The sequence below is a fragment of the Candidatus Poriferisodalis sp. genome, assembly GCF_965208925.1.
GTDB lineage: Bacteria > Actinomycetota > Acidimicrobiia > Acidimicrobiales > Poriferisodalaceae > Poriferisodalis.
Window position 1 is genome coordinate 664,595 of the sequence record NZ_OZ242364.1, and the last position, 25,345, is coordinate 689,939.

The following is a 25,345-nucleotide window of genomic DNA, read 5'->3' on the forward strand; positions in this document are numbered from 1 at the left end:
TCCTGAGCTGGACGATGGCCAGCGGCTAGGGCTGCCATCCCGTTCACGGGAGCGTTCTGCTAAGTAGAGGCCAGCCTCTACAAGGAGACACGGATGCTCATCGACAATCCCGCTGGCGGGTACCGATTCCTCACCGGCATCTCGCCGTTCTCGAGCGGTGTGGTGGCAAACGCAGGCCACGAGGTCGTCCACGCCACGCTCGCCGCCCAGGTGCCATGGCGCCAGGGGTTCGAGCAGATCGACGCCCATCTGGCCGCTGTCGGGCGGGAACGTCCCGCGCTGTGCGCCATCGAGCTGCGCTGCCCTGCGCCGTACTCGATGCCCGACTTCATCGACTTCAACGCCGGTTATGTCGAGCTCGTCCGGTCATGGGATCTCTACGTCGGCGATCACAACCCGCTGGCTCGCACCAACGTCGCCCCCGCGCACGGCCCGCCCGCTGAGCCCGTGCTGCACGCCTTCTCCTACACCGTCGAGGCCGACGACGCCCCCGTCACCTTTGTCGTGTCGGGAGCCGGTGAGATCCCCGAGGCGTCGCTCGATGACAACGAGATCATCCGCAAGGGCGAGACCGGGCCCGAGGCCATGCGGGAGAAAGCGGCGTTCGTGGCCGCCACCATGGGCTCTCGCCTGGGGGCCATGGGTGCAGGCTGGCACCTCGTCACCACCACCGACGTGTACACGGTGTTCATGCACGAAGGCCTGCTGGAAGACGCCGTCATCGGGGCCATGGGGCCGGCGACGCGCCACGGCCTGCGCTGGTACCGATCGCGCCCGCCCGTCATCGATCTCGACTTCGAAATGGATGTCCGCGGGATCCGGCACGAAATCACTGTGTGAAGGAATCCTCACAAGCAACGGTACGCGAGAGAGGAACTTCCTCGGGATCGTATTGACCGGCCATGTGCGACGGCTACGCTCGGCGGTCAGTGACAGCTGCACAGGACTCTGGGCCTCCCATCCATGAGGAGCTCACCCAACCCAGGCGCAAATCCGAGCGGGTCACCGAGGAGCTCCTGGACGCAGCCATAGCGGTATTCGGCGAGCGCGGCTTCGAAGCCGCCACGGTTTCGGCGATTGCCCGCAGATGCGGCATGACGTCCGGCGCCATTTATGCGCGCTGGGCCAACAAGCACGAGATGTTCGAGGCAGTCGTCGAGCACGCCTCCGCGCAACGCATGCTGCTGCTGATCAAGAGCGTCGATGCGACCCCGGCCGAGAAGCTCGCCTTGCTCGGCGCCAACCTGCTCAACACCGGGCGCGATGACACACGCAACCTCTGGATCGAAGCATGCGTGAGCGCCAGTCGAGAAGGAACGAGTGACGCTGCGATTGTCCACGCTCAGGAAGTCGAGGCGAGAGAACTCGGAGAGATCGTGGATGCAGGCAAGGAAGCCGGGCTGATCGACCCGTCATTGAGCACCGCCTCCATCGTCCTTCTCTGCCAGTCGCTCGGCCTCGGTTCGTTCCTGGCCCTGCGTGTTCAATCCTCCGAGCGGCCACCACCGCCCGACGACGAGTGGTCGGCATTGGTGGCTCGGCTCATCAGCGCGATCGGGCCAACCACCTGAGCCGCCCGGCCGGCCCGAGGCCGGCACGCATGCTCCCAGCACTGACGGCGCTGCTGGTCGGTGTGATGGCCTTCGCCTGCAGCAGTCCGGGCATTTCGTCGCCGACGACTGCCGGCACGGACCCGATCACGGCCATCACGGCAGCGCCGGAACCTCCCGCAACGACAGCTCCCGCAGCGACCACGGAGTTGCCGGCAGTTCCCGCGACCTCAGATCAATCTGAATCCACAGTCGCCCCAGCGGCCGATATCGGTATCGGCACAGAACTGGTGGGTCGCTGGGAGGGCGTCACCCGCATCGTGGCGCTCGGCGAGTTGCCCTTTGCCGTCGCATTCGAGCTGTCCGGTGACGAGTTGCTCGCAGCTATGGACATCCAGGGCGGGATCGGACTCGATCTGGTCAACGTCTCGCTCGACGGACGCCATATCCATTTCGAGCTCGAGTCGCCCTTCGGTCAGGCCATCTGGGACGGGGAAGTGGGCGATGGGGTGATCGACGGCGACTTCAACCAGGCCGACGCGGCGGGGATCTTCCGATTGGAGCGCGCTGGCGAGCCCGAGCCGTCGGCGTTCCGCAGCGACGACGTGACGTTCACGAACAGCGACATCGTCCTCGCCGGCCAGGTCACCCTGCCTGACGGTGACGGGCCGCACCCCGCGGTGGTGCTCATCAGCGGCAGCGGCGACCAGACGCGCGATGTCGACGTGGCCGGCTTCAGGGTCTTTGCGGCGCTTGCGGAGGAGTTGGCCACCATCGGCATCGCGTCGCTTCGCTACGACGACCGAGGCATCGGCGGATCGTCCGGCGACGGCCTGCAGGCCACCATCGAGGACCGAGCGGCAGATGTGGCAGCAGCAGTGGACCTGCTCGTCTCCCGAGACGACATCGACGCCAAGCGCATCGGTCTGATCGGCCACAGCGAGGGCGGCATGGTCGCGCCCTTGGCAGCCAGCCGGTCCGGCCGCGTTGCCTTCGTTGCACTGCTGGCGGCCCCGGCCGTGCCAAGACCCGAGCTGCTCGAGGCCCAGCTGGAGCTGCTGGAGCTGTCGGGGATGTCTCAGGATCAGATCGAGCAATACCAGGCGGCCCAGCACATGGCCTTCGAGGCGATCTCCACGGGGCAGGGCTGGGAAGACGTGGAACGTGCGCTTCGCGCGCTCGCTCGCCAGCAGGTGCAAGAGCTGCCCGAACAAAGCCGCCAAGCTCTGGGCGATCTCGACGAGTACATCGACGTCGTCGTCAGCCAGGACATGACCGCTTGGCAGAGCCCGTGGTTCGTTTCGACCCTCCAGCACGATTCCGCAGCCGCCATAGCGGCCTTGGACGTTCCCGTGCTGGCACTGTTCGGCGAGCTGGACACCCAGGTGCGCGCTGGCCCCAACGCGAGCGCCGTGTCCGAAGCGATCGCAGCATCGGACGTGCCCAGCTATGCGATCGGGACGGTTCTGGGGGCCAACCATCTGTTCCAGGCAGCCACCACGGGCAGCCCCGACGAGTACGACCTGCTGCGGCCCGAGTTCGCAGCCGACTTCCTGGCCTTCTTGTTGCCGTGGCTGGCCGAGCAGGTCGGCAGCCGGTAACAGTCGGCGGTGCAGTGACCTCGCTGAATGCAAGTGGGCATGGCAAGGTGAGCGGCGCATGACGCCTGCTGAGCTGGAGAAGATCGCTGTTGAGGTCGCCGAGGTTGCAGCCACGTTCCTGCGGGGGGTGGTGGGCACCGGCGAGGCGCTGCGCACCAAGTCTTCACCGACCGACGTGGTCACGGCCGTGGACATTCAGTCCGAGGAGCTCATCCGGGGCGAGCTGCTGCGTCGCTGCCCGGGTTCGTCGATCGTCGGCGAGGAGCTGGGTGACGAAGTCGGTCGCAGCGGCGTCGGCTGGATCGTGGACCCCATCGACGGCACCGTCAACTTCCTGTACGACCTGCCGGTGTTCGGCGTGAGCATCGCGGCGACCCGTGACGGCACCGTCGTGGCGGGGGCTGTTGCCGACGTTCTGCGCGGCGAGGTGTTCTCGGCCGCACTCGGCTCAGGCGCTCGTCTGGACGGCTCGCCCATTGCCAGCACGGCACAAGAAAGCCTGGCGCAAGCGCTCGTGGCAACGGGTTTCTCCTACCACGCAGGCAGGCGACGCGAGCAAACCGCAGCGCTCGCGCGTGTGCTTCCGGCGACCCGCGACGTTCGGGCTTTCGGCTCTGCGGCGCTGCACCTGTGCTGGGTCGCCAACAGTCGCTGCGACGCCTTCTTCGAGCACGACCTGCGGGTGTACGACTGGGCCGCTGGCGCGTTGATCGCTGCGGAAGCGGGCGCCCGGGTCGAGCTGCCCGACGAGCTCAACGACGACCTGGTGTTCGCCGCCAGCCCGACGATCTTCGGGCCGCTGCGGGAGCTGATCGTCGGCTGAGCGGCTGAGTCCCCGGGCAGAGCCGCCACGCGTAGCGTGGATGCGTGGCCGCGTGGTTGGCGGCGGCAGCCGTGGCGCTTACCCATGGGCTGCTGGCCGTCTTCGTCGTTGTGGGAGCACCGCTGGCGGCGCGCCGCCAAAGACTGATGCCGTGGTACCTGGCCGTGGTGCTGCCGATTGCGGCCATCAACGTCCCCCGGCTGCCGTGCCCGCTGACGATGTGGGAGAAGGACCTGTGGCGCCTCGCACAACAGACGCCCTACCGCGGCGGCTTCATATCGCACTACTTCGTGGAGCCGTTCTACGGCCCGGGCCTGGATGCCAGAGGCGAGACGGTGCTGGTCGTCATCGTTGCGGCGTGGTGCCTGGGCTGGCTGGTCTACGCGGCCGCCGCCCGCCTGCGTGCGCGATCGGCTGCACGTTCGACCATGGCGACGACCTGAGAGACTGGGCGGCGTGGCCCAGAACGTTCTCGGCGACGAGCTGCAGCCGTGCTCGTATGACCCGCTGACCGGCTGGTTCCGCGACGGCTGCTGCAACACCGACTCGGGCGATTTCGGCGTTCACACCGTGTGCGCGGTGATGACGGCGGAGTTCCTGGAGTTCTCGGCCTCGGCCGGCAACGACCTGTCGACGCCGCAGCCGGCTACGGGCTTCGACGGGCTGAAACCCGGCGACCAGTGGTGCCTGTGCGCCTCACGCTGGACCGAAGCGTTCGAGGCGGGCGTGGCTCCCCCGGTGGTGCTGGAGTCGACCCATGCCCGCACCCTGGAGTGGGCCAGCCTCAGCGACCTGGAGGAGCACCGGTTCACCGGCAACACGGCTTGAGGCCCCGCCGCCAGCTCGCCGGGTTGGTGCGACTCGCTTGTGCGGTGCTGGCTGCAGGACTGGTCTCGGGCTGCACCGGCAGCACAGCGGACGATCTGGCGACCGACGCTCAGCTCCGGCACCGGCTCGTCGAATGCCTGCACGTCATCGACATGGTCCCCGAGCCTGGTCCTGGCTACGCCGCACATGGTTCGGGCGGCGGATTCATCGCGCTGCCGACAGGGATGTTGCAGCTCGGGCGTTCGGGCTCGGAGGGCTCCGGCTACGAGGACTACCGGTTCGCGAAGTTCGGGCTGCTCGTGCGCCGCGCTCAGCAAGCCTCGCTGGCGATTGCGGCAGCCCCAAGCGACGCTTTCTTGGATTACGGGGACGATGTGCTCGGGCGCGTCGACGCACTGACGGCCGGTCCCTGCGACTCGCACGGTCCCGCGTGCGACGTCAATTCGGCTGAGTACGTGGGCGGCTGGCCATGTGGCGCCGATCGCGGCGAGTGGATGGTCTGGGCCGGCGGCATCTGGGTGAATGAACCCGGCTGCGTCGAGGTCGTGGTCTCGTCGCAAGACGAGGAGATTCCCGTACAGCTGGCCGTCGGCGCGCCATGTGGCGGGTGAGATTGGGTAGTCAGTCGCCGATGTAGCGGGCTCGGAAGCGGAATCTGAGGGGCTCTTCGCCGTATTCCTCGAGGGCGTGGGCGATCCAGCCGACGGTGCGTGCGATGGCGAAGATGGCCTCGCCGGCCTCAGGCGTCATGTCGGCCAGGTAGGTCAGGCCGCCGAGGGCGAAGTCAACGGTGGCGATGCCCTCGGTGCGATCAGCTGCGAGGTTGTACACCTCGAGCACCGTTCCGAGGCGCTCGTCGGTGGGCCAGGCGCCGGTCAGGGCTTCGATCAGTGCACCGCAGCGGGCGTCTCGTCGCTTGAGCGTGACGTGTCCGAACCCGGGCGTGAAGCCCAGGGATCGCTGCGCGTCGCCGAGAGCACGAGGCGCATCGCCGTTGCGCGCAGCTGCTGCGAGGAGGCGGTGCACCGGGGCACTCGCTGAGCCGTGCAGGCGACCGCCGAGCACGCCGAGACCGGCGGTGATGACCGAGTAGGGGTCAGCACGCACCGACGCTGCGACTCGGGCGCCCAGCGTGGAGCTCGCCAGGCCGTGCTCTGCCAGGAGCACGAGCGCTCGGTTCAGCGCTGACCGGCGTCGCTGGCTGGCCTGCCGACGAGCCAAGCGGCACCACAGCGCGTCGGCGACGTTCTCGCCTTGGGGGTTGCAGCGCCGTGGCAGAGATTTGACCATCGCGCAGACGGCTCGACGTGCCGCAGTGCGCACCGAGGTCGGCGACAGGTCGTCCCGCAGGGGATCTGCGGCGGAGGCCAGTGCGACTCCGATCCGGAGCCGGTCCATGGGGGGCGTGTGCTGCGGAATCCGGGTGAGCACCTCGTCGAGAGTCTCGTCGGGAGCGGCGACGGACGGCCACGACTCGCCTGGACCCGCCTGCCATATCCGGTCTGCTGCCTCTTCGAACCTCGACAGCGCTGCATCGGCCACGAGGTCTCGGCCGCGCACGTGCACGCCTTCATCGGTAGGTCGTGCGATGCGGGTCGACACGAGCGTGGCGAATTCTCCCTCCGGTCGTTGTCGTCGTCGCAGCTGATCGATCTCGGAGGGGTCGAATCGAGACCTGCGGCCATCCGCGTCGAGCGCCCGGTGCACCAATCCCCTGCTCACGTAGGCATACAGCGTCTCGCGCTTGACGCCGAGGCGTGCAGCTGCCTGCTCGGTCGTCAGCCAATCATCCATGCGCTTGATTCGCCTTCGGTCTGCGACGCCCCGTGTGGAGCGCAGCAACGTTGATATTGATCAACATTGTCAATATATCTTTCGACACCTACGCTCGCTGCCATGAGCAACAACGTCGTCCCCGCAGGATCTGTCGCCCCGCCCGGGCTGAAGGGCTTGATCGTGGCCGACACCGCGGTCGGCACAGTCCTTGGCGAGGAAGGCTGGTACCACTACCGAGGCCGTGACGCGACCGAGCTCGCCCGCACAGCATCCTTCGAGACAATCGCCAGCCTGCTCATCGACGGCGAGGCGCCGTCTACTGGCTCCGAAGCGGACTTCGCAGCCGAGCTGTCGGCGCATCGAGAGCTGGATACGGATGCGCTCGACCTCGTCGTCAGGCTGTCGCGCACCGACCTCGACCCGCTCGCGGTGCTGGCCAGCGTGCTGCCGCTGGTCGTCGACGGGCGTCCGAGCATCGACATGACCCATGCCGAACGCCGGCGCGCGGTGATGCAAGCCATCGGTGCCGCCCCGACCGTGCTGGGCACGGTCAATCGCGTCCGCTCCGGGGGCGAGCCAGTGACCCCAGACGACCGCACCTCGTACGCAGCGCACTACCTGAGAACGGCCTTGGGCCATGCACCGCAACCGGCGCACACACGGGCTGTCGAGACGTACCTGGGGCTCACCGCCGAGCACGGGTTCAACGCCTCGGCGTTCACCGCTCGGGTCATCACCAGCACCGGCGCGTCGGTGGCCGCGGCATTCGTCGGAGCACTCGGCGCGCTGGCGGGACCGTTGCACGGAGGCGCTCCGAGCCGCGTGCTCGACATGATCGAAGCGATCGGCGACCCAGCATCGGCCCGAACCTGGGCATCCGCCGAGCTGGACGCGGGCCGCAAGCTCATGGGGTTCGGGCATGCCGTCTACCGCACAGCAGACCCTCGCTCGGAAACGCTGAAGCAAGTGGCGCTCGAGCTGGGCGGAGAGCTCGTCGAGCGAGCCGTGGCCATCGAAGCGGAACTGCTCGCATTGCTCGCCCACCACAAACCCGGCGCCGTCATCGTCACCAACGTGGAGTACTACGCCGCAGTGGTGCTGCACCTCGCCGGACTCCCACAAGAGGCCTTCACGGCCACCTTCACCGCGAGCCGCATCGTGGGCTGGGGCGCCCACATCCTCGAACAAGCCACCGACAACAAGATCATCCGGCCAAGCGCCCGATACATCGCATCATGAGCTGCCCCACCCTCCGTCCTTGATCGCCAAGAAAACCGCTGGAAGCGGGAATCACGCCGGTGTGAACTCCCCCTGGTGTGGGAGATCGTGACGACAGCGGAGTATCGCGATTGGGTGCGATCGCTCGCAGACGACGTCCGTGCTCGGTTGCAGAGAGCCGAGCACCGCCTGATTGAGCAAGGACCGCGCCTGGGCAGACCGATAGCCGACACCGTCCGAGGCTCGCGATATCGCAACATGAAGGAACTCCGTCCAACCCCGACAATTCGGGCGTTCTATGCACTCGATCCCCAACAGCGCATCGTGATGCTGTGCGGCGGCGACAAAGCGGCCAGCCAGCAGGGCGAGAGGTGGTACCGGCGAATGATCCGACGGGCAGACCGTCTCTATGAAACGCACCTCGCGGCCCATCGGACCAACCCGTGAATGGTGCGTTCGGTGACGTTGCTAGCGTCAGCGTCATGGGCTGGATCCGTCGGCGTCGAAATCTCCGGTTGCGGCCACTCTCCGAACTGCACGATGAATTCTCGGCGCGACCACACGCCCAATCGATGCTGGACGAGGCAGAAGGTGAATTGGCGAGTCGCGAGCGCCAGCGGGTTCCGCAGGTGGAGCAGCGGTCCTGAACACCCAAGCCATCACGGCCTGCGCTCACAGCGCACGCGCTGATCTGAGCCTCGGCGAACTCGTCAGCCAAGGCGCTCGACTCTTGGATTCGTCTGGAGCCGACACGGCTGGGCGCGGCTGGCCGTCGGCGCCTCGTGCAATGGGCAGGCCCAGTTGACAGACCGCGCTCGCTGAGGCGGCTACAGGTCGAGATGGAGGCGGAGGGCGTCGTCGAGCCGCTGCATGAGCTCGAACGGCAGCACACCGATGCGGTCGCCGATACGGCTCGCAGCCACCGAGCGGACCTGTTCGGCTTGCGCCTTGGAATCAACCCCCAGCCCGGCGTCAACAGCCTCGATGAGGACTTGGAACGGCAGCACCCGGTCGGTGCTCGAGGTCAGCGGCACCACGGTCACCACACCGCGTCCGGTGATGCCGACCGCAGCGTTTGCCGCATCATTGCTGACAATGACCGCCGGCCGCCGCCGGGCGGCTTCTGAGCCGACGGCAGGGCCGAAGTCGACGACGCGGACCTCGCTGCGCTGCATCAGCCAGTCTCGAGTCCATCACCCGCAGCGGTGTCCCACAGCGCCGCATCGGCCTCCGACCACTCCTCGAATGCGGTGGAGTAGTCGAGCACCAAGTCCGACGTGCGCAGGAGGCGGATCGCCTGCCTGATCGTCGCCGACCGGGACGGCAGCTGGTGCGCTTGCGCGTATGCATCGAGCGTTTCGACGTCCTCGTCCGGGATGCTCACACTGATTTTCATACCAGAATCCTACTCAAGTAGGAAACCCGATTTCTGGGGCGAGCTGGCGCGGAGCGGCCGGCAGGGCATCGGGCAAGTGCGAATGCCAGCTACCAATCCGGGTCGGGACGGAGCTGGATTGGCTCGGGCGGGACCAGGACGCCGTGAAGCAGAGTGCGATCGCCCAGGGGTCGGGACAGTTCGACGGTCGCATGTACGTCCGGGTTGTCGGGGCAGTTGGCCGCGCCGACGTAGGGCACTACTGCGAATGCCACCAGCACTTCGTCGTCGGTCTCGATGATCTGCGGTCCGCGCAGGGCATCGCCCATCTCGCGGCCGCTGGTGCAGCCGGCTTCGGTCAGCAGCAGCTGGACGCGGGTGTCGGCAGGGTCCGGCAGTGCAGCGGGATCGAGATGGACGGCGACATGACCGAGCCCGGGCGGCAGCACCACACGGTTCTCGCATCGGGTGGAGCTGAGGTCATTGCCGCCCCACCAGCACTCGGTCGGCGGGTCGCCAGCATCGTCGAGGGGGATGATGTCGAGCGGACCGCTGGGCGGCTCGACGCTGTAGATGACCTCGAGGCAGATCATGTCAGCGGGCACGGTCTCAGCGAGCAGTTCGAGCGTGGCCTCCGTCGGGTCCACGAAGTCGATCGACACCCGGTTCCGCACGGTCCAGATGCCGATGCCCTGCATTCCCTGGAGGCGCCCGATGGACGCTTGGAGGTCCAGCAGCGCGGCGTGGGAATAGTCGACCTTGACGACGTCGAAGGGTGTGTCCGGCGGCAGCAGCGCTTCCAGCGCTTGGCGGTGGGCTTCGATGTTGCCGGTGAACGCCGCAACGATGGCCCCGCCGGGCGCCGCGCCATTCCACATGAAGCCGAACTCGTCGCTGTGCTTCGCCCCGTACTCCCCGACGATGCTGAATATCGATGAGGGCAGGCTGTCGTAAGCCGGCCCTGGCCCGAAGATGCTCTCGACATCCGGGATGTCATCGCATGCCGCGAATGCGCCGATGGTGGGGGCGACGGTTGCCGGGGACGGTTGAGCGCTCTCTTCGGAGAGCGGCCCGGCGGTCGAGACCTGTTCGGACCGGCTGGTCGCACCGCACGCTGCAGCAGCGAGGACGGCGACGGCCCCCAAGGACCAAGCACAGGCCTGCAGCCGCAACCGTGCTGCCATGCCGTCCGGCTTACTACGCCCTCCGAGGGGCAGACAGGCACAGCGGCCTATTGACACCGAGTTGGCGTCGACTCGACACCGCTCTGCCAAGCCGGGCAGCCCCGCCACCGCATCAGTGCGTAGACGTTTCTGCCTGACTGTTCCTTCCGCAGTCGACTCCATTACGGAAGAAAACTGAGTGAATCTTCCGCAATAGCTTGGGCGACCGGAGGATGCGGCCGGTCAGAGATCGAGCACCGTGGCCAGTGCTGCTCAGGACCAAGGCGTTTCGGCGGGCGCCGTTCCTGGACTCCGCTCCGGCAAACGGAACGCTGCCATCAAGCTGGCTACGGCGACCATCTCGGCCCGGTCGGCCTCGTCAGCCTCCAAGGCGACGGCCTCTGCTGCCAGAGCACGGCGGTTACGACTATGCCTGGACTCATTCACGATGAATCTGCGTGTCGCTTCCGACACGGCTAGCGGATCAGCCCTTGACCTGCACGGATCGCGGCGGCAATGACGGTCGCCGTCTCCGCTTCATCCCAGGGAGAAGTGTCGACGTCCAGCCCAATGCCGAGGCATTCCTGCTCCATCCGGTCATACAGCCACAGGTACTGCTCCGCAACGCTCTTGTCGGTGCGTCGCCGGTCGCGTTCGAGCACGATTTCACGCGGCGGAGCGAGCAGTACGTAGTGCAGCGGCGCTCCTCGCAGCGCAGCCAGATACCAATCCAGCCGGCCCCGGGTGACGACGACATCGTCGACGATCACCGTGAAGCCGTCAGCAAAGAGCTGGTTGGCCACTTCCGCCACCATCCGCGTCACCAGCTCGAGCTGACGGTCGGCCTCATCACTCGGCGAACCGCCGGGGTTCACTCCGCCCTGACGAATGCAGTCACGCAGCGCATCGGCCTCGACGTGCGCGCTGCGGGGAAACATCGCAGCAAGGGCGCCAGCAACCGATGTCTTGCCAGCGCCCGGGACGCCCGTCAGCAAGATGATGCGCGGCTGCTCGATGTTCATTCGGAAGAGTCTGGAGTGTGACAGCTCGACGATTGCGCACACGTCCGGGTGAGAGGCCGATGTCGTTCCGGGGGCGAGAAAACCAATTTACATAGAAATTACTGACGTTCTAGATTGCGACGAGCGCGGCTTGCCGCATTCCGCCGAGACCCGAGGTGCCTACTATGGACTCTGCCGTGATCGCAGCGATTGTCAGCGTGTTGGGTGCGGGCTTCTTGGCCATGCTCTTCTTCTTCATGCGCGGCATCCGGGCCGACATCGCTCAACTCCGCACCGAAATGCAGGCTGAGTTCGCCGCAGTCAGAGGCGAACTGCAAGCGATGCGGGTGGACATCGCTGCGCTGCAGCAGACGGTGTCCCGTCACGACGGGATCCTGAGCGAGCAGAGTCGCCGGCTCGGCATGGCCACAAGCTGAGCTCAGCGGTCAGCGGCGGGCAGACTGCGGCGGTGCGGGTGCTGTGGCGCGGGGTGACGTTGGCGTGCCCGTCGTGTGGCGGTCGCGGGTTGTTTCGGCGGTGGAGGATGTTCGACATTTGTGAGCGTTGCCCGAGCTGCGGTCTGAAGTTCGCACGCATGGAAGGTCACTGGCTGGGCGCCGTGGCGGTGAACACGGTCGTCAGTGCCGCCGTAGTGCTGGGGACGGTCATCGCAGCGATGCTGGTCTGGGGCACTGATGTGAGCGGCGGTTTGCTGGCGGCGCTGGCCTTGCCGGTGGGCGTGGCGACGCCGGTGCTGTTCGACCCGGTGTCACGCACCCTGTGGACGGCGATCGACGCGCTGATGAGGCCGCCGCAGCCGAGCGACTTCGACTGACCTGCGCCGAGCCCCGGGGCCGACTCGAACGTCGGCTTGCGCGGTCACTGCGGCCGGGGGTGCGGGTGTAGGTTCCGCTCGGTGACGCGCTCGGGACGACGCCCGAACATCTTGATCGTGATGGCGGATCAGCTGGCGCCTCACTTCACCGGCACCTACGGCCATCCGGTGGTGCAGACCCCGGCGCTGGATGCGCTCGCCGGGCGGGGCATCCGCTTCGATGCGGCGTACTGCAACTTCCCGCTGTGCGCGCCGTCGCGGTTCTCGATGCTGTCGGGCCAGATGCCGGCCTCGATCGGGGCGTGGGACAACGGCGCCGAGTTCGCCGCGTCGGTGCCGACGCTCACGCACTACCTGCGACTGCTGGGCTACCGCACGACGCTGTCGGGAAAGATGCACTTCATCGGTCCCGACCAGCTCCACGGGTTCGAGGAACGCCTGACCACCGACATTTACCCCTCGGGGTTTGCGCTGACGCCCGACTGGGAGGCGGCGGGAGTGCCGCCGAGCGACTGGTACACCATGGCCAGCCTGTCCGAGGCGGGCCCGGTGGTGACCAACTACCAGCACGACTTCGACTCCGAGGCAGGGTTCGCCGCGGTGAGGCACCTGTACGACCTGGCCCGGGCGACCGACGACGAGCGGCCGTTCTTCCTGGTGACGTCGTTCACCCATCCCCACGATCCCTACGAGGCCCGTCAGCGGTGGTGGGACCTGTACGACCACGACGACATCGACCTGCCCGATCCGATCGCTCCCGACGCGGTCGATCCGCACACCCGGCGGCTGTGGCGTGGCATCGGGGCCGAAGGCGTCGGCGCCACCCCCGAGCAATGCCGCAGCGCCCGCCACGGCTACTACGCCAACACCAGCTACTTCGACTCGTGGGTGGGGCGCCTGGTGGAGGTGCTCGACGAGACCGGCCGCACCGACGACACGGTCGTGATCGTCATCAGCGACCACGGCGACATGCTGGGCGACCGCGGCACGTTCTTCAAGATGTGCTTCTTCGAGCGGGCGGCGCGGGTGCCGTTCGTGATGGCCGGCCCAGGGGTGGCCAACCGTGCCGTTCCCGACGTGTGCTCGCTGGTGGATCTGCTGCCGACCCTGCTCGACATCGCAACCGACGGGGGTGGCAGCGCCGGCTGGCCCCAGATGAGCACACCGCCCGCGGGGCGCAGCCTGTGGGAACTGGCGTCGAGCAGCAGTAGCGGTGACACCGGCAGCGCTGGCGAGGCGTTCGGCGAATACACATCAGTGCTCACCACCCAGCCGATGTTCATGATCCGCCGGGGACGTCACAAATGGATCCACTGCGAGGGCGACCCGCCCCTGCTGTACGACCTGGTCGACGATCCCCTCGAGCGCAATAACCTGGCGGCCGACCCCGCCCACACCGAACTCGCCGCAGCCTTCACCGCAGAGACCGCCCAGCGCTGGGACAGCGCCGCACTGCGCGACCAAGTCCTGGCATCACAGCGCTCCCGGCGGGTTGTCAGCGCCGCAACGCAAGCCGCCGGAACCCCCTGGTGGGACTACAACCCCCAGCGCAACGTCGCCGCCGAGTACGTCCGCGACGGCATGAACTGGCTCCACACCAGCCGCGGCAGCCGCATCCCCACCCCCCGCTGAGGGCCAGGCCGAGCCGACCCAACCGCACGAGCCTCGCCCACCGAGGCCGCGGACACCGCAGCCTCAGGCGCTCCGTGTCTCTCCTGTGCGGCGGAGGAATGCGTCGTAGGGATCGGCCTCGTCCTCCTGGTCGATGATGGCCTTCTCCTTGGGAAGCCCGTCGAGCACGTCATTGACGAAGGTCACCAAGGCTTCCTCGTTCTCGATCTGCCGGCCGGCGGCCCGGGAGAGCGCATTGCGGTGCTCGATGAACTCGTAGATGAGCTGGGCATCGTCGAGCCGGTCCCGGTACCGAGCCGGAATCGCAGCGATGACCGGCTCGTAGCGCTCTGACAGCCATCGGTATGCCTTCACTGCCTCGGGCAGCGCCCCGCCGGCTTGGTGCTCGAGCGACAGTCCGTAGGCGTCGAGTGCGTTGAGCAGCGTGCGGGCCTGGTTCTCCTGCACTTCGAGCCCGGTCAGCTTGCGCAGGCGCAGATGCGCGTGCCCTTCCTCGACCACCACGGGCCGGATTCTCAGCCGGGAGCCGTCGGAGGATCGCACCACGGACAGCTCCTCCACATCGAACCCCATCGCGTTCAGGCGCTGGATTCGCTCATTGATGCGCCAGCGTTCGTCCGCGGAGATCTCGTCTTCTCGTGTGAGTTCGGCCCAGACGCGGTGGTACCGGTCGACGAGGTCGTCGGTGATCTCGACCGGGTCGACATCGCCTTCGAGCAGCCCGCCGGCGATGGCGTCGTACAGACCCCCCGTGATGTTCTCGACCCCGATGGCGAGGTCGTGCGCCCGCAACGAATCGGTCAGCGCCGGTCGACACTCTGCGGTCTCGGCGTCGACCAGGTACGCCATCAGGGCGCCGGCGTCGCGCCGGAACAGGATGTTCGCCAGCGAGATGTCACCCCAGTACACCCCTTCGAGATGCAGCCGGGTGAACAGCACCACGGCCGCGTCGAGCAGCCGGTCGCGCAGCAGCGAGGGCGACGTCGTGCGGAACAGGTACTGGTAGGGAAGGGCGAAGTCCAAGAAGCGGGTGATCAGGACCGACTCGAGCTCCGAGCCGTCGGCGGCACGGCGCCCGCTCACCACGCCGACGGCGCGCACCGCCGGGAGCCGCTCGTCCTCAAGCTGGCGCAGGACGCGGTACTCGTGCTCGGCCAACGCCTGGGAGGTCTCTTTGAGGGCATAGACCCGGCCGTCGTACTGCACCATCCGCACGACGTGGCGGCTGAGTCCCCGCCGCACCCGGATCAGACGCTCGGTGACGTCGTGCCACTGCTCAAGCGGCCGGTCCCACGGCAGGTCCAGGTAGTCGGGATGTCCCTGCCGCGTGAGGATCGAAAGCCCCGACTCAGCCCCGGGTTGATGTGCGTTCATCGATCTCGCGGACGAGGCTGGTGCCGGTGCCGGGCTGGCTCTCCCACTCCCATTCTTCGTGCAGCTCCAGCGGCCCGTCGTCTGACACGACGATGCGGCTGCGGCAGTGCCCATTGGCTGTCGTCCCGCTCGTCGTCAGGTGCGAATAGCGGAAGTCCAGATTGTCGCCGTCGCGCCGCCCGACGAGATGACCGAGCCGCACCGTGCCGCCCTGGTAGCGCGCCCACACGACCCCGTCGGCTTCCTCGTGGTACTCGAAGCGCGTCTCTGACCCCACGTCGCCCCCAGGATCGTTGGCAACGCCGACAAAGACCCGCATGTCAAGACTGGGTGCCGCCCTCATGAGCACCAGTCAACCAGCGCGCCGTGCCCGCGATGTCGGGGCCCGACGACGCCCTGGTCTCGAGCAGCTGCAAGCTACGTTGACCGGCATGGCAGTCACGAATAGCCGGATGACGGTCACTGTCGACTCCAATATCGCCGACCGGGTGAAGGCGCTGATCGCCCAAGGAGGTGCATCGAGCGTGTCGGCGTATGTCGAACACGCCCTGAGGTGCCAGCTGGCGCGCGACGCCGAATTCGACGAGCTGCTGGCCACGATGCTCGACGAGACTGGCGGACCGCTCACGCCCGATGAACGTGCTGCTGCCAGGCGTGTGCTCTCGGACGACGCTGCTGCATGACTGGCGCAGTCGCCGACATCACCGAGTGCCTTCCGCGGTCGCTCCGTCGGCGGCGATACAACTCGAAGCTGCATTCCGACTGGAGGTGACACGGTGCTTGCCATTTTCGATTGCGATGGCGTGCTCGTGGACAGCGAGGCTCTCGTCGTGAAGCACGAAGAAGAAGCGCTGAATCACGCTGGAATCCCCGCGTCTTTCGCATACATCGTCGACAACTACGTCGGACTGAGTTACGACAAGATGGCCGAAATGATCGAAGCCGACTTTGGCAAGGCTCTGCCCCCTGGATTCTTCGACGAAGTCCAGCGAGCAGCGCTGGCAGGCTTTCCCGAACACCTTCAGCCTGTGCAGGGGCTTGCTGGCCTCCTCGATGAGCTTCACTGCCCCCGGTGCGTCGCCTCAAGCAGCGCTCTTTCCCGCGTTCGCCTGTCTCTCGATGTGACAGGGCTCTCACGTCACTTCAAGCCGGAACACGTCTTCTCTGCTGAGATGGTTTCGAACGGCAAACCAGCACCGGATCTATTTCTTTACGCCGCCCAGCAACTCGACACGGACCCGAGCGAATGCACTGTCATCGAAGACAGTCCACATGGCGTTGCGGCTGCCGTGGCCGCAGGAATGAGGTGCATCGGATTCGTTGCCGGTAGTCACTGTTCTGCAGCCCTGCCCAGTCGCCTCAAAGCTGCCGGGGCCCATTCGATCGCAACGGACGCATCACAGATCCTCATGTCACTTGAGGAAACTTAGAGCTTGCCCGTTGGGCACCATCTTGGTCCGGGTTCCGCTGGAACCCGCTTTGCTACGGACATCTGTCGAGGTCCAGCTGGGACCCCCACTGGGGATCCCATTTATTCGTTTGGCGGGACGTAGCACCGGACATAACGTCGCCCGGATGTCGGACAGCCGCGCAGCACTTGCCGATATTGGCCATGAACTCGATCGCGAGTCTGTGGCTGCGGCTCGCGAGGCCGGCGCCACCTGGGAGGCCATCGGCAAAGCCCTGGGCATTACCCGACAGTCAGCTTGGGCGCTCTATTCGGCCGACGCAGCCGCTCTCAGCGCTGACCTCGCCGCGAATGCTGCGAGGAACACAGACCTCTCCGAAGACGAGGCGGCCGACATCGCCGTCGAGGCAGTTCGCCAGGTCCGAAGAGCTCGCCGAGCAGGCTGAGCCAGTCCGATGCGAGGCGTAGGGGGCGCAGATGCGAGGACGCGTTCGCGCCTCGCCGAAGCGGGGCACGTTGTCGAGCGGCGCAGCAGTACTAGCTGTGGCTGCCGTTGATGAGCTCGTCTGTTGTCTTGGGACGGAACATGTCCTTCGGCAAGTCAGCCAGGTTCACCCGGCGCTTGGGCGAGTAGCCGCCGACGTAGGTCGGGCGTGAGTCCCGAGACGGCTTACGTCTCGAGCGACGCTTCTTGGCCATCGGCGTTCTCCGTTCCCGGTTCGGCTTCCTTTTGAAACTCTAACGATTCGATATCGGCCCACTTGAGCAGGATGCCGCCGCCCGTCCAGACGTAGTCGCCGCCGCGCCTGACCGGGTAGCCAGTCTCCTGGTCGAACTCGGCAGCGTGCGCGAGGTAGATGTCCGGGACCGGTCCGTCAGCGCCGACGTAGGACCGGATCGGATCGGCATCCGCATAGAAGCCTCCCACCCAGCGGCCCGACCGCAGGCGGCACCTCACGAACCCCACCTCTCCGGTATTGAACAGCAGATCCCATGCAGACGGCGCACGGATTGGGCCGAGCCGCCTCGACAGCGGCGATCCCGTCCGACGCACCAGCAGGCCAAGCGTCCACCCTCCGGACGCAGGCAAGGCTAGGTAGAGACCGGGAACCAGATACAGCCACCCCGGCAGTGGCTCGCGTTCGGCGAAGTCACGCCAGTAGGTGGCGACCAGCCAGTACAGCGGCCCCGCTCCCACCGCAAGGCATACCGCCGACAGGCCGGCCAACCGCAAGAGCCAGTCCTTCAGACGCCGGCCGTAGCGCTGCACATGCCGCTCGAATCCCCAGGCTGCAAACGCTCCGGGGAGCAGCAGCACCAGCACCAGCAGTGCGGCCTCGTAGCCAGACGTCATCGAGCCGCCTTTACCTGCTGCGGCACCGCGCCTGGCGCCGTCGTTGCGTCATGGCAGCACAGTAGACGTGATCTCTAGGTAAACCCCAGTGATTTTCATGCTAGCCGCAGCCCGGGCGGTCAGGCGTCTTCGAGCGTGGCCCGCAGGAGTCTGAGCTGCTTGGCGTCGGACGCTCGGATGGCGATGCGCACCAGGGGCCACATCACACGCCACAACACGCCCGTGCTCTGGCAATCGGCGGTCAGTGCCAACGCCGTCAGTGCCAATGCCGTGCCCGCAGCTCGGCCTCGCCGAGGTGCGCTGTGAGACGTGCGAAGTCGTCGAGATCGGAGGTGATGATGATGTCGTCGAGATGGATTGCGCATGCGAGCAGGTGAGTGTCGACGACATCGGACGTGCCCGAATGGCGCAGAAGCGTTCCGACCGGCGAAATCTGTGTTGCGGTGAAGGGGCGCACGTCCAGCGCGCCTAGGAGTCGAGACAATCGAGCCTGCCGCGAGCCGTCCCGCCACACCTGCGCGACCGTCGGGGCTGTGGTGCGCAGCGCCTCGCCCACCTGCAGAGCGGCCTCGACGAAGTCCTTGGCTGCAGGCTCGTCTCGATCAATGGCGACCAGCACGCCGGCGTCGAGGATCACCGTTGACTAAAGAAGCGCTCTCTCATCGCGGCCACACCATCGGGGTCGGGCGGCCCCGACTCGGCTGACCACTCTTCCATGAAGGCCTCCAGGGCACGGCGACGGCGGTGCTCGTCGGCCAGCATTGCGATGCCCTGCTTGATCGCTGCTGATCGGCCGCCGAACTCGGGCGCGATCTCGTCAAGCAGCTCCCGATCCTCGCCGTCGAGGCGCACTGTGGTCGTCTCAGCTGTCGTAGCGGCGGTGCCCTCGGCCTCCATGTCCTCAACGATAGTCGCCATGGTCGCTCCTGCTCTCATCGCGTCACATGATGAATTGAAAATAGATGAAATTGCTTGACGTGCAAATTGATTTTCTCGCGTTCGACGGCACGACTCCCAGCACCGTGAGGTGCCCTCATCGTGGGGGTGGACCTCGTAGGCGTAGTCCGCCCTCACGCCGCCCTGAACCGAGCGCAGCACGATCGACTGCCCGGCGACGCATCCCACGATGGTGCTGGAGCGATCCTTGCCACGAGCGCGAAACGTCAGCCGGGTGCCTTCGGCGGTCTCCTCGACGGCCCACAGTCTCCCGGCGCCGGCCTCATGGGGCACATTGCATTGCCGACTCGTAATCTTCGACAATGAGTCGCACCGATGTGCTGGCTAGGTCGTTGCCGCCCTGGCGGTCGTACGGCCGAGTGGCAGCAACCACGTGTGCACTGACTCTGTTGACGACGGCCTGCTTCCACATGTCGGTCGATGCCGTCTTGCACGACGACGGGTCGGGTTCGATGACCGGTTCGCTGCACCTGGAAAGAACCGTCTGGGAACTGTTGCTCGAAATCGGCCAAATGGACGACGTCACGTTCGAGGAACTCTGCGAGGCGAACGCCGACGCAATGCTCGAGACCGAGTCACCGGGTTCCCTCGACGACGGCTACGAGGGGGCCATCGAACTGGTCGTGGACGATGCCGGCTGCGATGGCACGTTCACGGCCTCGTGGACTGCAGGCCATGCCGAGCGTGTCCTGTCCGGGCTGGGCCCCGACGGCGGACCGCTGTTCCAGCGCAACGAGGACGGCTGGAGATTCGAACTGGACATGGGCATTGTCCAAGAGCAGTTTGGTTTCGCGCGAAACGCGGACCTGGCCGCCCTGATCGTCGATCAACCGACCCTCACCATCTCGGTGGCGCTGCCAGGCGAGGTGCACGAACACAACGCAGACTCGCGAGACGGATCAACATTCCATTGGCACGTCGTGCTCACAGACACCGAAGGCATGCCCGACACGCTCTATGCGGGCGCCACGCCCAGCGGCGGATCCGGGTTGGCGACGCTGGCCGCAATCATTGTGGCCGCCGCAGTGCTGGGGGGTCTGGTGCTCGTCTGGCTCGTGCGGCGGCGCTCAAGTCGCGAGGCTGACGCCGATTTCGCATCGCCGCCGCATCTTGAGGACTAGGCGCAGCAAGGCGACTCGGTGCTGGCTGTCGAGCGTGTCGAGAAACCCTCGCGCCCAACTAGGTGACCGCCGGATTCCCCTCATTGCACAGTGTTCGGAATCTTGACGCTCTGCGAACTCGGCTCACACACTCCGGGTCCCGGCCCACCGCCTCCATGACATGTGAAAACGGATCGCTCATTGGCGAATATCTTGCGCAATCACGTGCCTGCGCATCAAGGTCATTCAGCGTGGGGCGGCAACGAATACCACGTCTGGTGTGCCAGCGCCGTCTCGAACCGGCCGGCGCGTGCCTGTGCCTCGAGTTCCTCGCGGGTGAATCCGGTCTCGGCGATCGCGGCTTCGAGCGCTTCCCGAGCCTCGTAGGGAGTCGGGCGATGCACGACGATCTCGCTGGGTTCGGCATACGTCACTGGCACGTGCTTTCTCCTTGCCGTGGGTTGGATCATCGTGTCATCGAAGTGACGTCGGGACGTGCCCCGCTCCCGTCGACATCTCGCGAACCTTGGCTCTCTCGAACCCTCGACGCGTTGGCGACGCTAGATGTCGTCTTGCCCGTTGGGCAGCATTTTGGTCCGGGTTCCGTTGGAACCCGCTTTGCCACGGACCTCTGTCGAGGTCCAGATCGGACCCCCTCTGGGGGTCCCATCTATTCGTTTGGCGGCGGCAGCCGCCAGACGTAACGTCGCCGAGGTGTCGGACCGCCACGCAGCACTTGTCGATCTGGGCTGCACGAGCGGTCTCGCCAAGGAACTGCAGCAACTGACGGAAGAGGTCTCTGCACGATCGCCAGGACTCCCACGGCGGCCAGAGCTTGTTTGTCAGGTTAAACTGACAAACATGAGCCTCATCGCTCACAACCGCCTGCCGGCGAAGCCCATCGACGCGCTACGCGAACTCGTGCGCGCCATCGATGAGTGCGATGAACTCAAGCGCGAGACGGTGGCTGCGGCTCGCGAGGCAGGGGCCACGTGGGAGGCCATCGGCAGAGCCCTGGGCATCACCCGACAGTCAGCTTGGGCGCTCTACTCGGCCGACGCTGCTGCTCTCAGCGCTGACCTCGCCGAAAGTGCCACGAGGAACTCCGACCTCTCCGAAGACGAGGCAGCCGACATCGCCGTCGAGGCAGTACGCCAGGTCCGCAGAGCTCGCAGAGCACGCTGATCCAGCAGCAGCCCGGGCGGTCAGGCGTCTTCGAGCGTGGCCCGCAGGAGTCTGAGCTGCTTGGCGTCCGACGCTCGGATGGCGATGCGCACCAGGGGCCACATCACACGCCACAGCACGCCCGTGCTCTGGCAGTCGGCGGTCAGCGTGACCCGTGAGGTGCCCTCATCGTGGAGGTGGACCTCGTAGGCGTAGTCCGCCCTCACGCCGCCCTGAACCGAGCGCAGCACGATCGACTGCCCGGCGGCGGGTCGGTTGCCCTAGTTCCAGATACCCGCAATTGCAGGTGACATGGCGTTCGCGGGCGAACTTACGCTGCGAGCGGCTCGGCCCTGAAAGGGGTCGCGAAGACGGACGACACGGGGGTAGCGGTGGCCGTTCCAGTACCCGATCTGGATGAGCTGCGCGAGATTTCGCAGCGCTGGAGTCTGGGGCTTCATGACGACGAGCTCTCGGTGTATCAGGCGCTGATCGCAGGCGCGTTGGGTTCATACGAGTACGTCGATGCGATGTACGACGGGTCCAAGCCCGAGGCTCCCGACCGCAGCAGCTACCGGCCAGACGATGCCGACAACGAGCTCGGCGCCTGGTATGTGCGATGCGACCTCCAAGACATCGATTCGGGACCTCTGTCAGGCAAGACGTTCGCCATCAAGGACAACGTGGCCGTGGCGGGTGTTCCGATGATGAACGGTTCTCGAATCGTCGAGGGCTACGTGCCGACAATCGACGCCACGGTTGTCTCGCGCATCCTTGCGGCAGGCGGCCGAATCCTCGGAAAGTCGGCCTGCGAAGACCTCTGCTTTTCGGGAGCCAGCCACACCTGCGCGACGGGCCCCATTCGCAACCCTTGGGACACCTCACGCACCTCAGGGGGATCGTCAGGCGGAAGCGGCGCGCTCGTCGCGGCCGGCGAGGTGGACATGGCCATCGCCGGCGACCAGGGCGGATCGATCCGGATGCCGTCCGCGTTCTGCGGCAACGTCGGGCTGAAGCCCACCTTTGGCCTGGTTCCTTACACCGGGGCCTATCCGATCGAATGGACCATCGATCATCTGGGGCCGATAGCCCGGAACATGGATGATCTCGCAACGTTCCTGACAGCGATCGCGGGTCCTGACGGCAACGATCCGCGCCAACCGCACGCGCCATCGGGCATCAACTATTCCGACGGCATGGACGACGGCATCGACGGGCTCAAGATCGGAGTCGTCGCCGAGGGATTCGGCTGGGAAGGGCTCAGCGATCCGGTGTCGGACGCACTCGTGGAAGCCGCCGCCGGTCGCCTCGCGGACGCAGGAGCGGCCGTTGAGAGCGTCTCGGTGCCCGAGCACCGAGACGCGCTGCACGTCTGGAACGTCATCGCCACTGATGGAGCAATGTGGCAGATGATCCGCGGCAATGGCTACGGCATGAACTACCGGGGTCGGTTCGATCCCGAGCAGATCGAGCACACACATCGTGGTTGGAGGGCACACGCTGAGCTGACATCCAAAACGCTCAAGTTCGTGCTCCTATGTGCTGAGCACACGTTCTCGCACACAGGTGGAGGGGCCTATGCCCGCGCTTCCAACGTCCGCCCGAAGATCAACGCTGCCGTGGACGCCGCGCTCGCTGACTATGACGTGCTGTGCTACCCGACGCTGCCGTTCCCGGCAACGAAGATTCCCTCGAGCGACGCCCCAATCGACGAGTACGTGGCACGTGCGCTGGAGATGATCCCCAATACGGCGGTCTCAAACGTGACGGGCAATCCTGACCTGACGATTCCGGTCGCCGCAGGCGGCGGAATGCCTGTGGGCATGAGCATTGTGGGCAGACGGTGGGACGAGCGCACGCTGATTCGGGTGGGCCGGGCCTATGAAAAGCTGGTGGGCGGATTCGCCCTATCTCCGATGGCAAAGGAAAGGCTCGACGGCTGAACGAAGGGCACACGAATCGTGCTCTATTGATTGGGGAACCATCGGTCTCGGAGCGCGAGGGAGCCATGGCTGAAGTCAGGCCGGGGGGCAACGGCATTGGAGGCAGTGAAGCTGCCCGCCTAGAGGATCTCGAACGGCTCGCGGACCTCAGCGAGACGCTGATTGGATTCCTCGATCCAGGAGCGCTCGCCCAGCGCACCGCGACGCTGCTGCATCGACTCCTGGGACTTCCTCTTGTGTCGGTGGCCGTACGCGACGGCTTGTCGCACTACGCGATGCGCGGTGTTCATGGAGCACGCACCGACCGCTTTCGCCAAGTTCAGGTCTCGGCGGGCGAGGGCATGGGCGGCCGGGTGATGATCGAGCGCCGACCGATCGAGGTGGAGAACTACACCACAGATCCGCGCATCACGAACCATTTCGCCGATGTCGTGTCCGCTGAAGGGCTCGGCGGCATGGTGGCTGTGCCCGTCGAGTACGACGACGAACTCGTAGGGATCCTCTACGGCGGGCTGCGCTCTATCGGGTCTATCGGCGACAGATCCAAAGTGCTGCTCGAAGAAGCGGCGATCAACCTGGCGCCAATGATGGCTGCGTCGATTCGAGCCGCCACAGCCATCCGTCGACACGTCGACGCTGAACGTCAGCGCATTGCGACCGATCTCCACGATGACGTCAGCCAGCTGCTGTTCTCGATCAGCGTGGCTGCTCAGTGTCTGCGAGACGGAGGAAATGGGAGCCAGTCCGCGATCGCCGAGCGCATCGAGCGCCAGGCCCAAGAAGCGACCCAACGAATGCGCCAGGCATTCAATGTCACCGAGCCCGGCGATTCCAACGAGTCCGCCACAGTTGCGCTTCAAAGCGAAATAGACGACTTAGCAGCCAGATCGGGACTCATGGCGCACTTCGTCGTGCGGGGCGCCATTCGTCCGTTGCCGCAACGAGTCGAGGCTGCGCTCGTCAGCATCGCCCGCCAAGCCTTCTTCAACATCGAACAACACGCGCAGGCATCCATGGTCGTCGCAACGCTGGAATTCCGAGACGCAGAAGTCTCGCTGGTGATTCAGGACGACGGCCACGGGCTGCCAGAACGATTCGAGCTCCTCGTGATTCCGTCCGGCGATCGACACTGGGGCTTGGCCTCGATGTTGCGACAAGCACAACGCCAAGGCGGCGACCTAGAGGTGCGGCCTGGAGAGGACGGCGGGACAACGGTCCGCATCACCATGCCCGTCGGCGAGCACTGATGACCGCTTCAGTCCTGGTGATCGACGACCATCCGGTTGTGATCGACGGAGTCCGCCAGCTGTTGGCCGGCCAGACGGAATTCACCATGATCGGCGAGGCCACAAACGGGACCGATGGGGTGGCGCTCGCGAAATCGCTCGGGCCTGACCTAGTGCTGTTGGACCTCAAGCTGGGGGACAGCTTCGCACCGCACCTGTGCCGGCTGCTGGCCGACGCTTCGCGGACGTCTCGCATCATCATTCATACCGCCTTTGACGATCGGGAGCCGCTGCGAGCCTGCCTGAACGCTGGCGCGGTAGGAGTCGTGCTGAAGGACGCCAGCAATCTGGTCGATGCACTGCGTCGCGTGATGACCGGCGAGATCTACGTCGATCCGTCGCTGGTCGTCGACCCGAAAGCTCGTGCGCTGCGGCTCGGAGATGAAGGCGGCGTCTACGAGTCGCTGACCCTGCGCGAATACGAGGTCCTGTGCGTGATGGCACTGGGACGCACCAGCAAGGAGATCGCCGCCGAGTTGCATCTGGCCGAGAACACGGTGCGCAGCTACACACAAGCGCTGCTGTCGAAACTGCACGCTCGCAACCGCATCGAAGCCGTGGCGGTAGCCCGCGAGTTGCGACTGCTCTAGCGCGTACCTGCATTCGCGGGTAATTCCGCCCAACCCTGCAATCGCGTGTGTTGGCGACTCGTATCAGGGCCATAAGCACTGCCCAGAACACGCATCAAGCCGATCGCGCCGTAGGAGCCGTGGCGAGCGGCGACCGCGGTCGACGGCTGAAGCGTCACGAAGGGGAGGCCAGTTCCTATGTCTGCAAATCCGAGCGTGACCGGGCGCAGCGCCCGCAGTCGCCTATCCAGACTCGCCGTCGCAATCGTCGCACTTGCGCTGACGGCGGCGGCTTGCACCAGCAGTGATGATGACGCCGAACCGGCCGCAGACACTGCAGCGGCCGCGGACGCGGGAACCGCAGATACGGCGGCCGAGGCCCCAGAGA

The 25,345-nt window shown here is 66.2% G+C and carries 34 protein-coding genes; 20 read left to right on the forward strand and 14 right to left on the reverse strand.

Translation table 11 applies throughout. The features are described 5' to 3' along the window. Nucleotides 1–93 precede the first annotated feature (93 nt). The 7 genes from ACOGI5_RS02780 (at nucleotide 94) to ACOGI5_RS02810 (ending at nucleotide 5,413) form a co-directional block, all read left to right on the forward strand. Nucleotides 94–840: a RidA family protein gene (locus ACOGI5_RS02780; protein ID WP_419862953.1), complete on the forward strand. Its 747-nt coding sequence runs from the start codon at nucleotides 94–96 to the stop codon at nucleotides 838–840. Nucleotides 841–929: 89 nt separating this feature from the next. Continuing rightward, nucleotides 930–1,571 (forward strand): TetR/AcrR family transcriptional regulator, encoded by a 642-nt coding sequence (locus ACOGI5_RS02785; protein WP_419862954.1) that lies wholly within the window; start codon nucleotides 930–932, stop codon nucleotides 1,569–1,571. A gap of 29 nt (nucleotides 1,572–1,600) precedes the next feature. Then, nucleotides 1,601–3,151, forward strand: coding sequence for an alpha/beta hydrolase family protein (locus ACOGI5_RS02790; protein WP_419862955.1), 1,551 nt, complete (start codon nucleotides 1,601–1,603; stop codon nucleotides 3,149–3,151). 58 nt (nucleotides 3,152–3,209) lie between these two features. Continuing rightward, nucleotides 3,210–3,974 carry an inositol monophosphatase family protein gene (locus ACOGI5_RS02795; protein ID WP_419862956.1) on the forward strand — a complete coding sequence of 255 codons (765 nt, stop codon included), beginning with the start codon at nucleotides 3,210–3,212 and terminating at the stop codon, nucleotides 3,972–3,974. A 44-nt stretch (nucleotides 3,975–4,018) separates the two neighbouring features. Continuing rightward, complete coding sequence (locus ACOGI5_RS02800; RefSeq protein ID WP_419862957.1) at nucleotides 4,019–4,417, forward strand: DUF2784 domain-containing protein; 399 nt, start codon at nucleotides 4,019–4,021, stop codon at nucleotides 4,415–4,417. Nucleotides 4,418–4,430: 13 nt separating this feature from the next. Then, nucleotides 4,431–4,802, forward strand: coding sequence for a DUF2237 family protein (locus ACOGI5_RS02805; protein ID WP_419862958.1), 372 nt, complete (start codon nucleotides 4,431–4,433; stop codon nucleotides 4,800–4,802). A 44-nt stretch (nucleotides 4,803–4,846) separates the two neighbouring features. Beyond that, nucleotides 4,847–5,413: a hypothetical protein gene (locus ACOGI5_RS02810; RefSeq protein WP_419862959.1), complete on the forward strand. Its 567-nt coding sequence runs from the start codon at nucleotides 4,847–4,849 to the stop codon at nucleotides 5,411–5,413. Between the two features lie 10 nt (nucleotides 5,414–5,423). Here the strand turns inward: ACOGI5_RS02810 and ACOGI5_RS02815 are convergent, their stop codons facing one another. Beyond that, entirely contained in the window at nucleotides 5,424–6,596 is a 1,173-nt protein-coding gene (locus ACOGI5_RS02815; protein ID WP_419862960.1) for a citrate synthase, read from the reverse strand. A 102-nt stretch (nucleotides 6,597–6,698) separates the two neighbouring features. Here ACOGI5_RS02815 and ACOGI5_RS02820 point away from each other — a divergent pair, with 102 nt between their 5' ends. Then, entirely contained in the window at nucleotides 6,699–7,817 is a 1,119-nt protein-coding gene (locus ACOGI5_RS02820) for a citrate/2-methylcitrate synthase (RefSeq protein ID WP_419862961.1), read from the forward strand. A 114-nt stretch (nucleotides 7,818–7,931) separates the two neighbouring features. Beyond that, nucleotides 7,932–8,243, forward strand: coding sequence for a type II toxin-antitoxin system RelE/ParE family toxin (locus tag ACOGI5_RS02825; protein WP_419865419.1), 312 nt, complete (start codon nucleotides 7,932–7,934; stop codon nucleotides 8,241–8,243). Between the two features lie 380 nt (nucleotides 8,244–8,623). On the opposite strand, the gene ACOGI5_RS02830 is transcribed toward ACOGI5_RS02825, so the two are convergent. The 4 genes from ACOGI5_RS02830 to ACOGI5_RS02845 form a co-directional block, all read right to left on the reverse strand. Next, complete coding sequence (locus tag ACOGI5_RS02830; RefSeq protein ID WP_419862962.1) at nucleotides 8,624–8,971, reverse strand: type II toxin-antitoxin system PemK/MazF family toxin; 348 nt, start codon at nucleotides 8,969–8,971, stop codon at nucleotides 8,624–8,626. After that, the gene (locus tag ACOGI5_RS02835; protein WP_419862963.1) at nucleotides 8,971–9,192 is read right to left on the reverse strand and encodes a ribbon-helix-helix domain-containing protein; all 222 of its coding nucleotides are present in this window, start codon (nucleotides 9,190–9,192) and stop codon (nucleotides 8,971–8,973) included. The genes ACOGI5_RS02830 and ACOGI5_RS02835 overlap by 1 nt, the downstream gene beginning before the upstream one ends. 89 nt (nucleotides 9,193–9,281) lie before the next feature. Next, the gene (locus tag ACOGI5_RS02840) at nucleotides 9,282–10,355 is read right to left on the reverse strand and encodes a hypothetical protein (protein ID WP_419862964.1); all 1,074 of its coding nucleotides are present in this window, start codon (nucleotides 10,353–10,355) and stop codon (nucleotides 9,282–9,284) included. 455 nt (nucleotides 10,356–10,810) lie between these two features. Beyond that, a complete protein-coding gene (locus tag ACOGI5_RS02845; RefSeq protein WP_419862965.1) occupies nucleotides 10,811–11,356 on the reverse strand; it encodes an AAA family ATPase in 546 nt (181 codons plus the stop codon). Between the two features lie 164 nt (nucleotides 11,357–11,520). On the opposite strand from ACOGI5_RS02845, the gene ACOGI5_RS02850 reads away from it, so the two are divergent. The 3 genes from ACOGI5_RS02850 (at nucleotide 11,521) to betC (ending at nucleotide 13,802) form a co-directional block, all read left to right on the forward strand. Then, complete coding sequence (locus ACOGI5_RS02850) at nucleotides 11,521–11,772, forward strand: hypothetical protein (RefSeq protein ID WP_419862966.1); 252 nt, start codon at nucleotides 11,521–11,523, stop codon at nucleotides 11,770–11,772. Between the two features lie 158 nt (nucleotides 11,773–11,930). Continuing rightward, on the forward strand, nucleotides 11,931–12,170 hold the full coding sequence (locus ACOGI5_RS02855) for a hypothetical protein (RefSeq protein ID WP_419862967.1): 240 nt from the start codon (nucleotides 11,931–11,933) through the stop codon (nucleotides 12,168–12,170). Nucleotides 12,171–12,251: 81 nt separating this feature from the next. Then, nucleotides 12,252–13,802 (forward strand): choline-sulfatase, encoded by a 1,551-nt coding sequence (betC, locus tag ACOGI5_RS02860; protein ID WP_419862968.1) that lies wholly within the window; start codon nucleotides 12,252–12,254, stop codon nucleotides 13,800–13,802. A 63-nt stretch (nucleotides 13,803–13,865) separates the two neighbouring features. Here the strand turns inward: betC and ACOGI5_RS02865 are convergent, their stop codons facing one another. Then, nucleotides 13,866–15,176, reverse strand: coding sequence for a DUF4032 domain-containing protein (locus ACOGI5_RS02865; RefSeq protein WP_419862969.1), 1,311 nt, complete (start codon nucleotides 15,174–15,176; stop codon nucleotides 13,866–13,868). Further along, nucleotides 15,151–15,519 (reverse strand): hypothetical protein, encoded by a 369-nt coding sequence (locus ACOGI5_RS02870; protein WP_419862970.1) that lies wholly within the window; start codon nucleotides 15,517–15,519, stop codon nucleotides 15,151–15,153. The genes ACOGI5_RS02865 and ACOGI5_RS02870 overlap by 26 nt, the downstream gene beginning before the upstream one ends. Before the next feature lie 88 nt (nucleotides 15,520–15,607). Between ACOGI5_RS02870 and ACOGI5_RS02875 the strand changes: the two genes are divergently transcribed. The 3 genes from ACOGI5_RS02875 (at nucleotide 15,608) to ACOGI5_RS02885 (ending at nucleotide 17,030) form a co-directional block, all read left to right on the forward strand. Further along, a complete protein-coding gene (locus ACOGI5_RS02875; RefSeq protein WP_419862971.1) occupies nucleotides 15,608–15,859 on the forward strand; it encodes a ribbon-helix-helix domain-containing protein in 252 nt (83 codons plus the stop codon). 93 nt (nucleotides 15,860–15,952) lie between these two features. After that, nucleotides 15,953–16,606 carry an HAD family hydrolase gene (locus ACOGI5_RS02880; RefSeq protein WP_419862972.1) on the forward strand — a complete coding sequence of 218 codons (654 nt, stop codon included), beginning with the start codon at nucleotides 15,953–15,955 and terminating at the stop codon, nucleotides 16,604–16,606. A gap of 145 nt (nucleotides 16,607–16,751) precedes the next feature. Next, the gene (locus ACOGI5_RS02885) at nucleotides 16,752–17,030 is read left to right on the forward strand and encodes a hypothetical protein (RefSeq protein ID WP_419862973.1); all 279 of its coding nucleotides are present in this window, start codon (nucleotides 16,752–16,754) and stop codon (nucleotides 17,028–17,030) included. A gap of 91 nt (nucleotides 17,031–17,121) precedes the next feature. Here ACOGI5_RS02885 and ACOGI5_RS02890 read toward each other — a convergent pair whose 3' ends face one another. The 5 genes from ACOGI5_RS02890 to ACOGI5_RS02910 all read right to left on the reverse strand — a co-directional run bounded on the left by ACOGI5_RS02890 (nucleotide 17,122) and on the right by ACOGI5_RS02910 (nucleotide 18,856). After that, a complete protein-coding gene (locus ACOGI5_RS02890) occupies nucleotides 17,122–17,283 on the reverse strand; it encodes a hypothetical protein (RefSeq protein WP_419862974.1) in 162 nt (53 codons plus the stop codon). Beyond that, on the reverse strand, nucleotides 17,255–17,938 hold the full coding sequence (locus ACOGI5_RS02895) for a DUF6338 family protein (RefSeq protein WP_419862975.1): 684 nt from the start codon (nucleotides 17,936–17,938) through the stop codon (nucleotides 17,255–17,257). The genes ACOGI5_RS02890 and ACOGI5_RS02895 overlap by 29 nt, the downstream gene beginning before the upstream one ends. A 119-nt stretch (nucleotides 17,939–18,057) precedes the next feature. Beyond that, the gene (locus tag ACOGI5_RS02900; RefSeq protein WP_419862976.1) at nucleotides 18,058–18,189 is read right to left on the reverse strand and encodes a hypothetical protein; all 132 of its coding nucleotides are present in this window, start codon (nucleotides 18,187–18,189) and stop codon (nucleotides 18,058–18,060) included. Nucleotides 18,190–18,194: 5 nt separating this feature from the next. After that, entirely contained in the window at nucleotides 18,195–18,575 is a 381-nt protein-coding gene (locus tag ACOGI5_RS02905; protein ID WP_419862977.1) for a PIN domain-containing protein, read from the reverse strand. After that, nucleotides 18,572–18,856: a hypothetical protein gene (locus ACOGI5_RS02910; RefSeq protein WP_419862978.1), complete on the reverse strand. Its 285-nt coding sequence runs from the start codon at nucleotides 18,854–18,856 to the stop codon at nucleotides 18,572–18,574. The genes ACOGI5_RS02905 and ACOGI5_RS02910 overlap by 4 nt, the downstream gene beginning before the upstream one ends. Nucleotides 18,857–19,284: 428 nt before the next feature. Between ACOGI5_RS02910 and ACOGI5_RS02915 the strand changes: the two genes are divergently transcribed. Next, entirely contained in the window at nucleotides 19,285–20,016 is a 732-nt protein-coding gene (locus ACOGI5_RS02915) for a hypothetical protein (protein ID WP_419862979.1), read from the forward strand. A gap of 221 nt (nucleotides 20,017–20,237) precedes the next feature. Here the strand turns inward: ACOGI5_RS02915 and ACOGI5_RS02920 are convergent, their stop codons facing one another. Then, nucleotides 20,238–20,435 (reverse strand): hypothetical protein, encoded by a 198-nt coding sequence (locus ACOGI5_RS02920; RefSeq protein ID WP_419862980.1) that lies wholly within the window; start codon nucleotides 20,433–20,435, stop codon nucleotides 20,238–20,240. 421 nt (nucleotides 20,436–20,856) lie between these two features. On the opposite strand from ACOGI5_RS02920, the gene ACOGI5_RS02925 reads away from it, so the two are divergent. Beyond that, entirely contained in the window at nucleotides 20,857–21,180 is a 324-nt protein-coding gene (locus tag ACOGI5_RS02925) for a hypothetical protein (protein ID WP_419862981.1), read from the forward strand. A gap of 20 nt (nucleotides 21,181–21,200) precedes the next feature. On the opposite strand, the gene ACOGI5_RS02930 is transcribed toward ACOGI5_RS02925, so the two are convergent. Continuing rightward, nucleotides 21,201–21,410, reverse strand: coding sequence for a hypothetical protein (locus ACOGI5_RS02930; RefSeq protein WP_419862982.1), 210 nt, complete (start codon nucleotides 21,408–21,410; stop codon nucleotides 21,201–21,203). A gap of 141 nt (nucleotides 21,411–21,551) precedes the next feature. Here ACOGI5_RS02930 and ACOGI5_RS02935 point away from each other — a divergent pair, with 141 nt between their 5' ends. From ACOGI5_RS02935 to ACOGI5_RS02945, 3 genes are all read left to right on the forward strand, one after another. After that, complete coding sequence (locus ACOGI5_RS02935) at nucleotides 21,552–23,102, forward strand: amidase (RefSeq protein ID WP_419862983.1); 1,551 nt, start codon at nucleotides 21,552–21,554, stop codon at nucleotides 23,100–23,102. 65 nt (nucleotides 23,103–23,167) lie between these two features. After that, entirely contained in the window at nucleotides 23,168–24,349 is a 1,182-nt protein-coding gene (locus ACOGI5_RS02940) for a GAF domain-containing sensor histidine kinase (RefSeq protein ID WP_323671840.1), read from the forward strand. Further along, nucleotides 24,349–24,978, forward strand: coding sequence for a response regulator (locus ACOGI5_RS02945; RefSeq protein ID WP_419862984.1), 630 nt, complete (start codon nucleotides 24,349–24,351; stop codon nucleotides 24,976–24,978). The genes ACOGI5_RS02940 and ACOGI5_RS02945 overlap by 1 nt, the downstream gene beginning before the upstream one ends. Nucleotides 24,979–25,345: the final 367 nt, after the last annotated feature.

What these genes read in the sequence shown, in the direction of transcription:
- ACOGI5_RS02945 (WP_419862984.1), top strand. Translation starts at nt 24,349, where the DNA reads ATGACCGCTTCAGTCCTGGTGATCGACGACCATCCGGTTGTGATCGAC.
- ACOGI5_RS02870 (WP_419862970.1), bottom strand. Translation starts at nt 15,519, where the DNA reads ATGAGGGCGGCACCCAGTCTTGACATGCGGGTCTTTGTCGGCGTTGCC.
- ACOGI5_RS02835 (WP_419862963.1), bottom strand. Translation starts at nt 9,192, where the DNA reads ATGAAAATCAGTGTGAGCATCCCGGACGAGGACGTCGAAACGCTCGAT.
- ACOGI5_RS02910 (WP_419862978.1), bottom strand. Translation starts at nt 18,856, where the DNA reads ATGGCGACTATCGTTGAGGACATGGAGGCCGAGGGCACCGCCGCTACG.
- ACOGI5_RS02840 (WP_419862964.1), bottom strand. Translation starts at nt 10,355, where the DNA reads ATGGCAGCACGGTTGCGGCTGCAGGCCTGTGCTTGGTCCTTGGGGGCC.
- ACOGI5_RS02820 (WP_419862961.1), top strand. Translation starts at nt 6,699, where the DNA reads ATGAGCAACAACGTCGTCCCCGCAGGATCTGTCGCCCCGCCCGGGCTG.
- ACOGI5_RS02885 (WP_419862973.1), top strand. Translation starts at nt 16,752, where the DNA reads ATGTCGGACAGCCGCGCAGCACTTGCCGATATTGGCCATGAACTCGAT.
- ACOGI5_RS02830 (WP_419862962.1), bottom strand. Translation starts at nt 8,971, where the DNA reads ATGCAGCGCAGCGAGGTCCGCGTCGTCGACTTCGGCCCTGCCGTCGGC.
- ACOGI5_RS02815 (WP_419862960.1), bottom strand. Translation starts at nt 6,596, where the DNA reads ATGGATGATTGGCTGACGACCGAGCAGGCAGCTGCACGCCTCGGCGTC.
- ACOGI5_RS02895 (WP_419862975.1), bottom strand. Translation starts at nt 17,938, where the DNA reads ATGACGTCTGGCTACGAGGCCGCACTGCTGGTGCTGGTGCTGCTGCTC.
- ACOGI5_RS02925 (WP_419862981.1), top strand. Translation starts at nt 20,857, where the DNA reads ATGAGCCTCATCGCTCACAACCGCCTGCCGGCGAAGCCCATCGACGCG.
- ACOGI5_RS02795 (WP_419862956.1), top strand. Translation starts at nt 3,210, where the DNA reads ATGACGCCTGCTGAGCTGGAGAAGATCGCTGTTGAGGTCGCCGAGGTT.
- ACOGI5_RS02890 (WP_419862974.1), bottom strand. Translation starts at nt 17,283, where the DNA reads ATGGCCAAGAAGCGTCGCTCGAGACGTAAGCCGTCTCGGGACTCACGC.
- ACOGI5_RS02865 (WP_419862969.1), bottom strand. Translation starts at nt 15,176, where the DNA reads ATGAACGCACATCAACCCGGGGCTGAGTCGGGGCTTTCGATCCTCACG.
- ACOGI5_RS02875 (WP_419862971.1), top strand. Translation starts at nt 15,608, where the DNA reads ATGGCAGTCACGAATAGCCGGATGACGGTCACTGTCGACTCCAATATC.
- ACOGI5_RS02940 (WP_323671840.1), top strand. Translation starts at nt 23,168, where the DNA reads ATGGCTGAAGTCAGGCCGGGGGGCAACGGCATTGGAGGCAGTGAAGCT.
- ACOGI5_RS02850 (WP_419862966.1), top strand. Translation starts at nt 11,521, where the DNA reads ATGGACTCTGCCGTGATCGCAGCGATTGTCAGCGTGTTGGGTGCGGGC.
- ACOGI5_RS02845 (WP_419862965.1), bottom strand. Translation starts at nt 11,356, where the DNA reads ATGAACATCGAGCAGCCGCGCATCATCTTGCTGACGGGCGTCCCGGGC.
- ACOGI5_RS02780 (WP_419862953.1), top strand. Translation starts at nt 94, where the DNA reads ATGCTCATCGACAATCCCGCTGGCGGGTACCGATTCCTCACCGGCATC.
- ACOGI5_RS02790 (WP_419862955.1), top strand. Translation starts at nt 1,601, where the DNA reads ATGCTCCCAGCACTGACGGCGCTGCTGGTCGGTGTGATGGCCTTCGCC.
- ACOGI5_RS02855 (WP_419862967.1), top strand. Translation starts at nt 11,931, where the DNA reads ATGGAAGGTCACTGGCTGGGCGCCGTGGCGGTGAACACGGTCGTCAGT.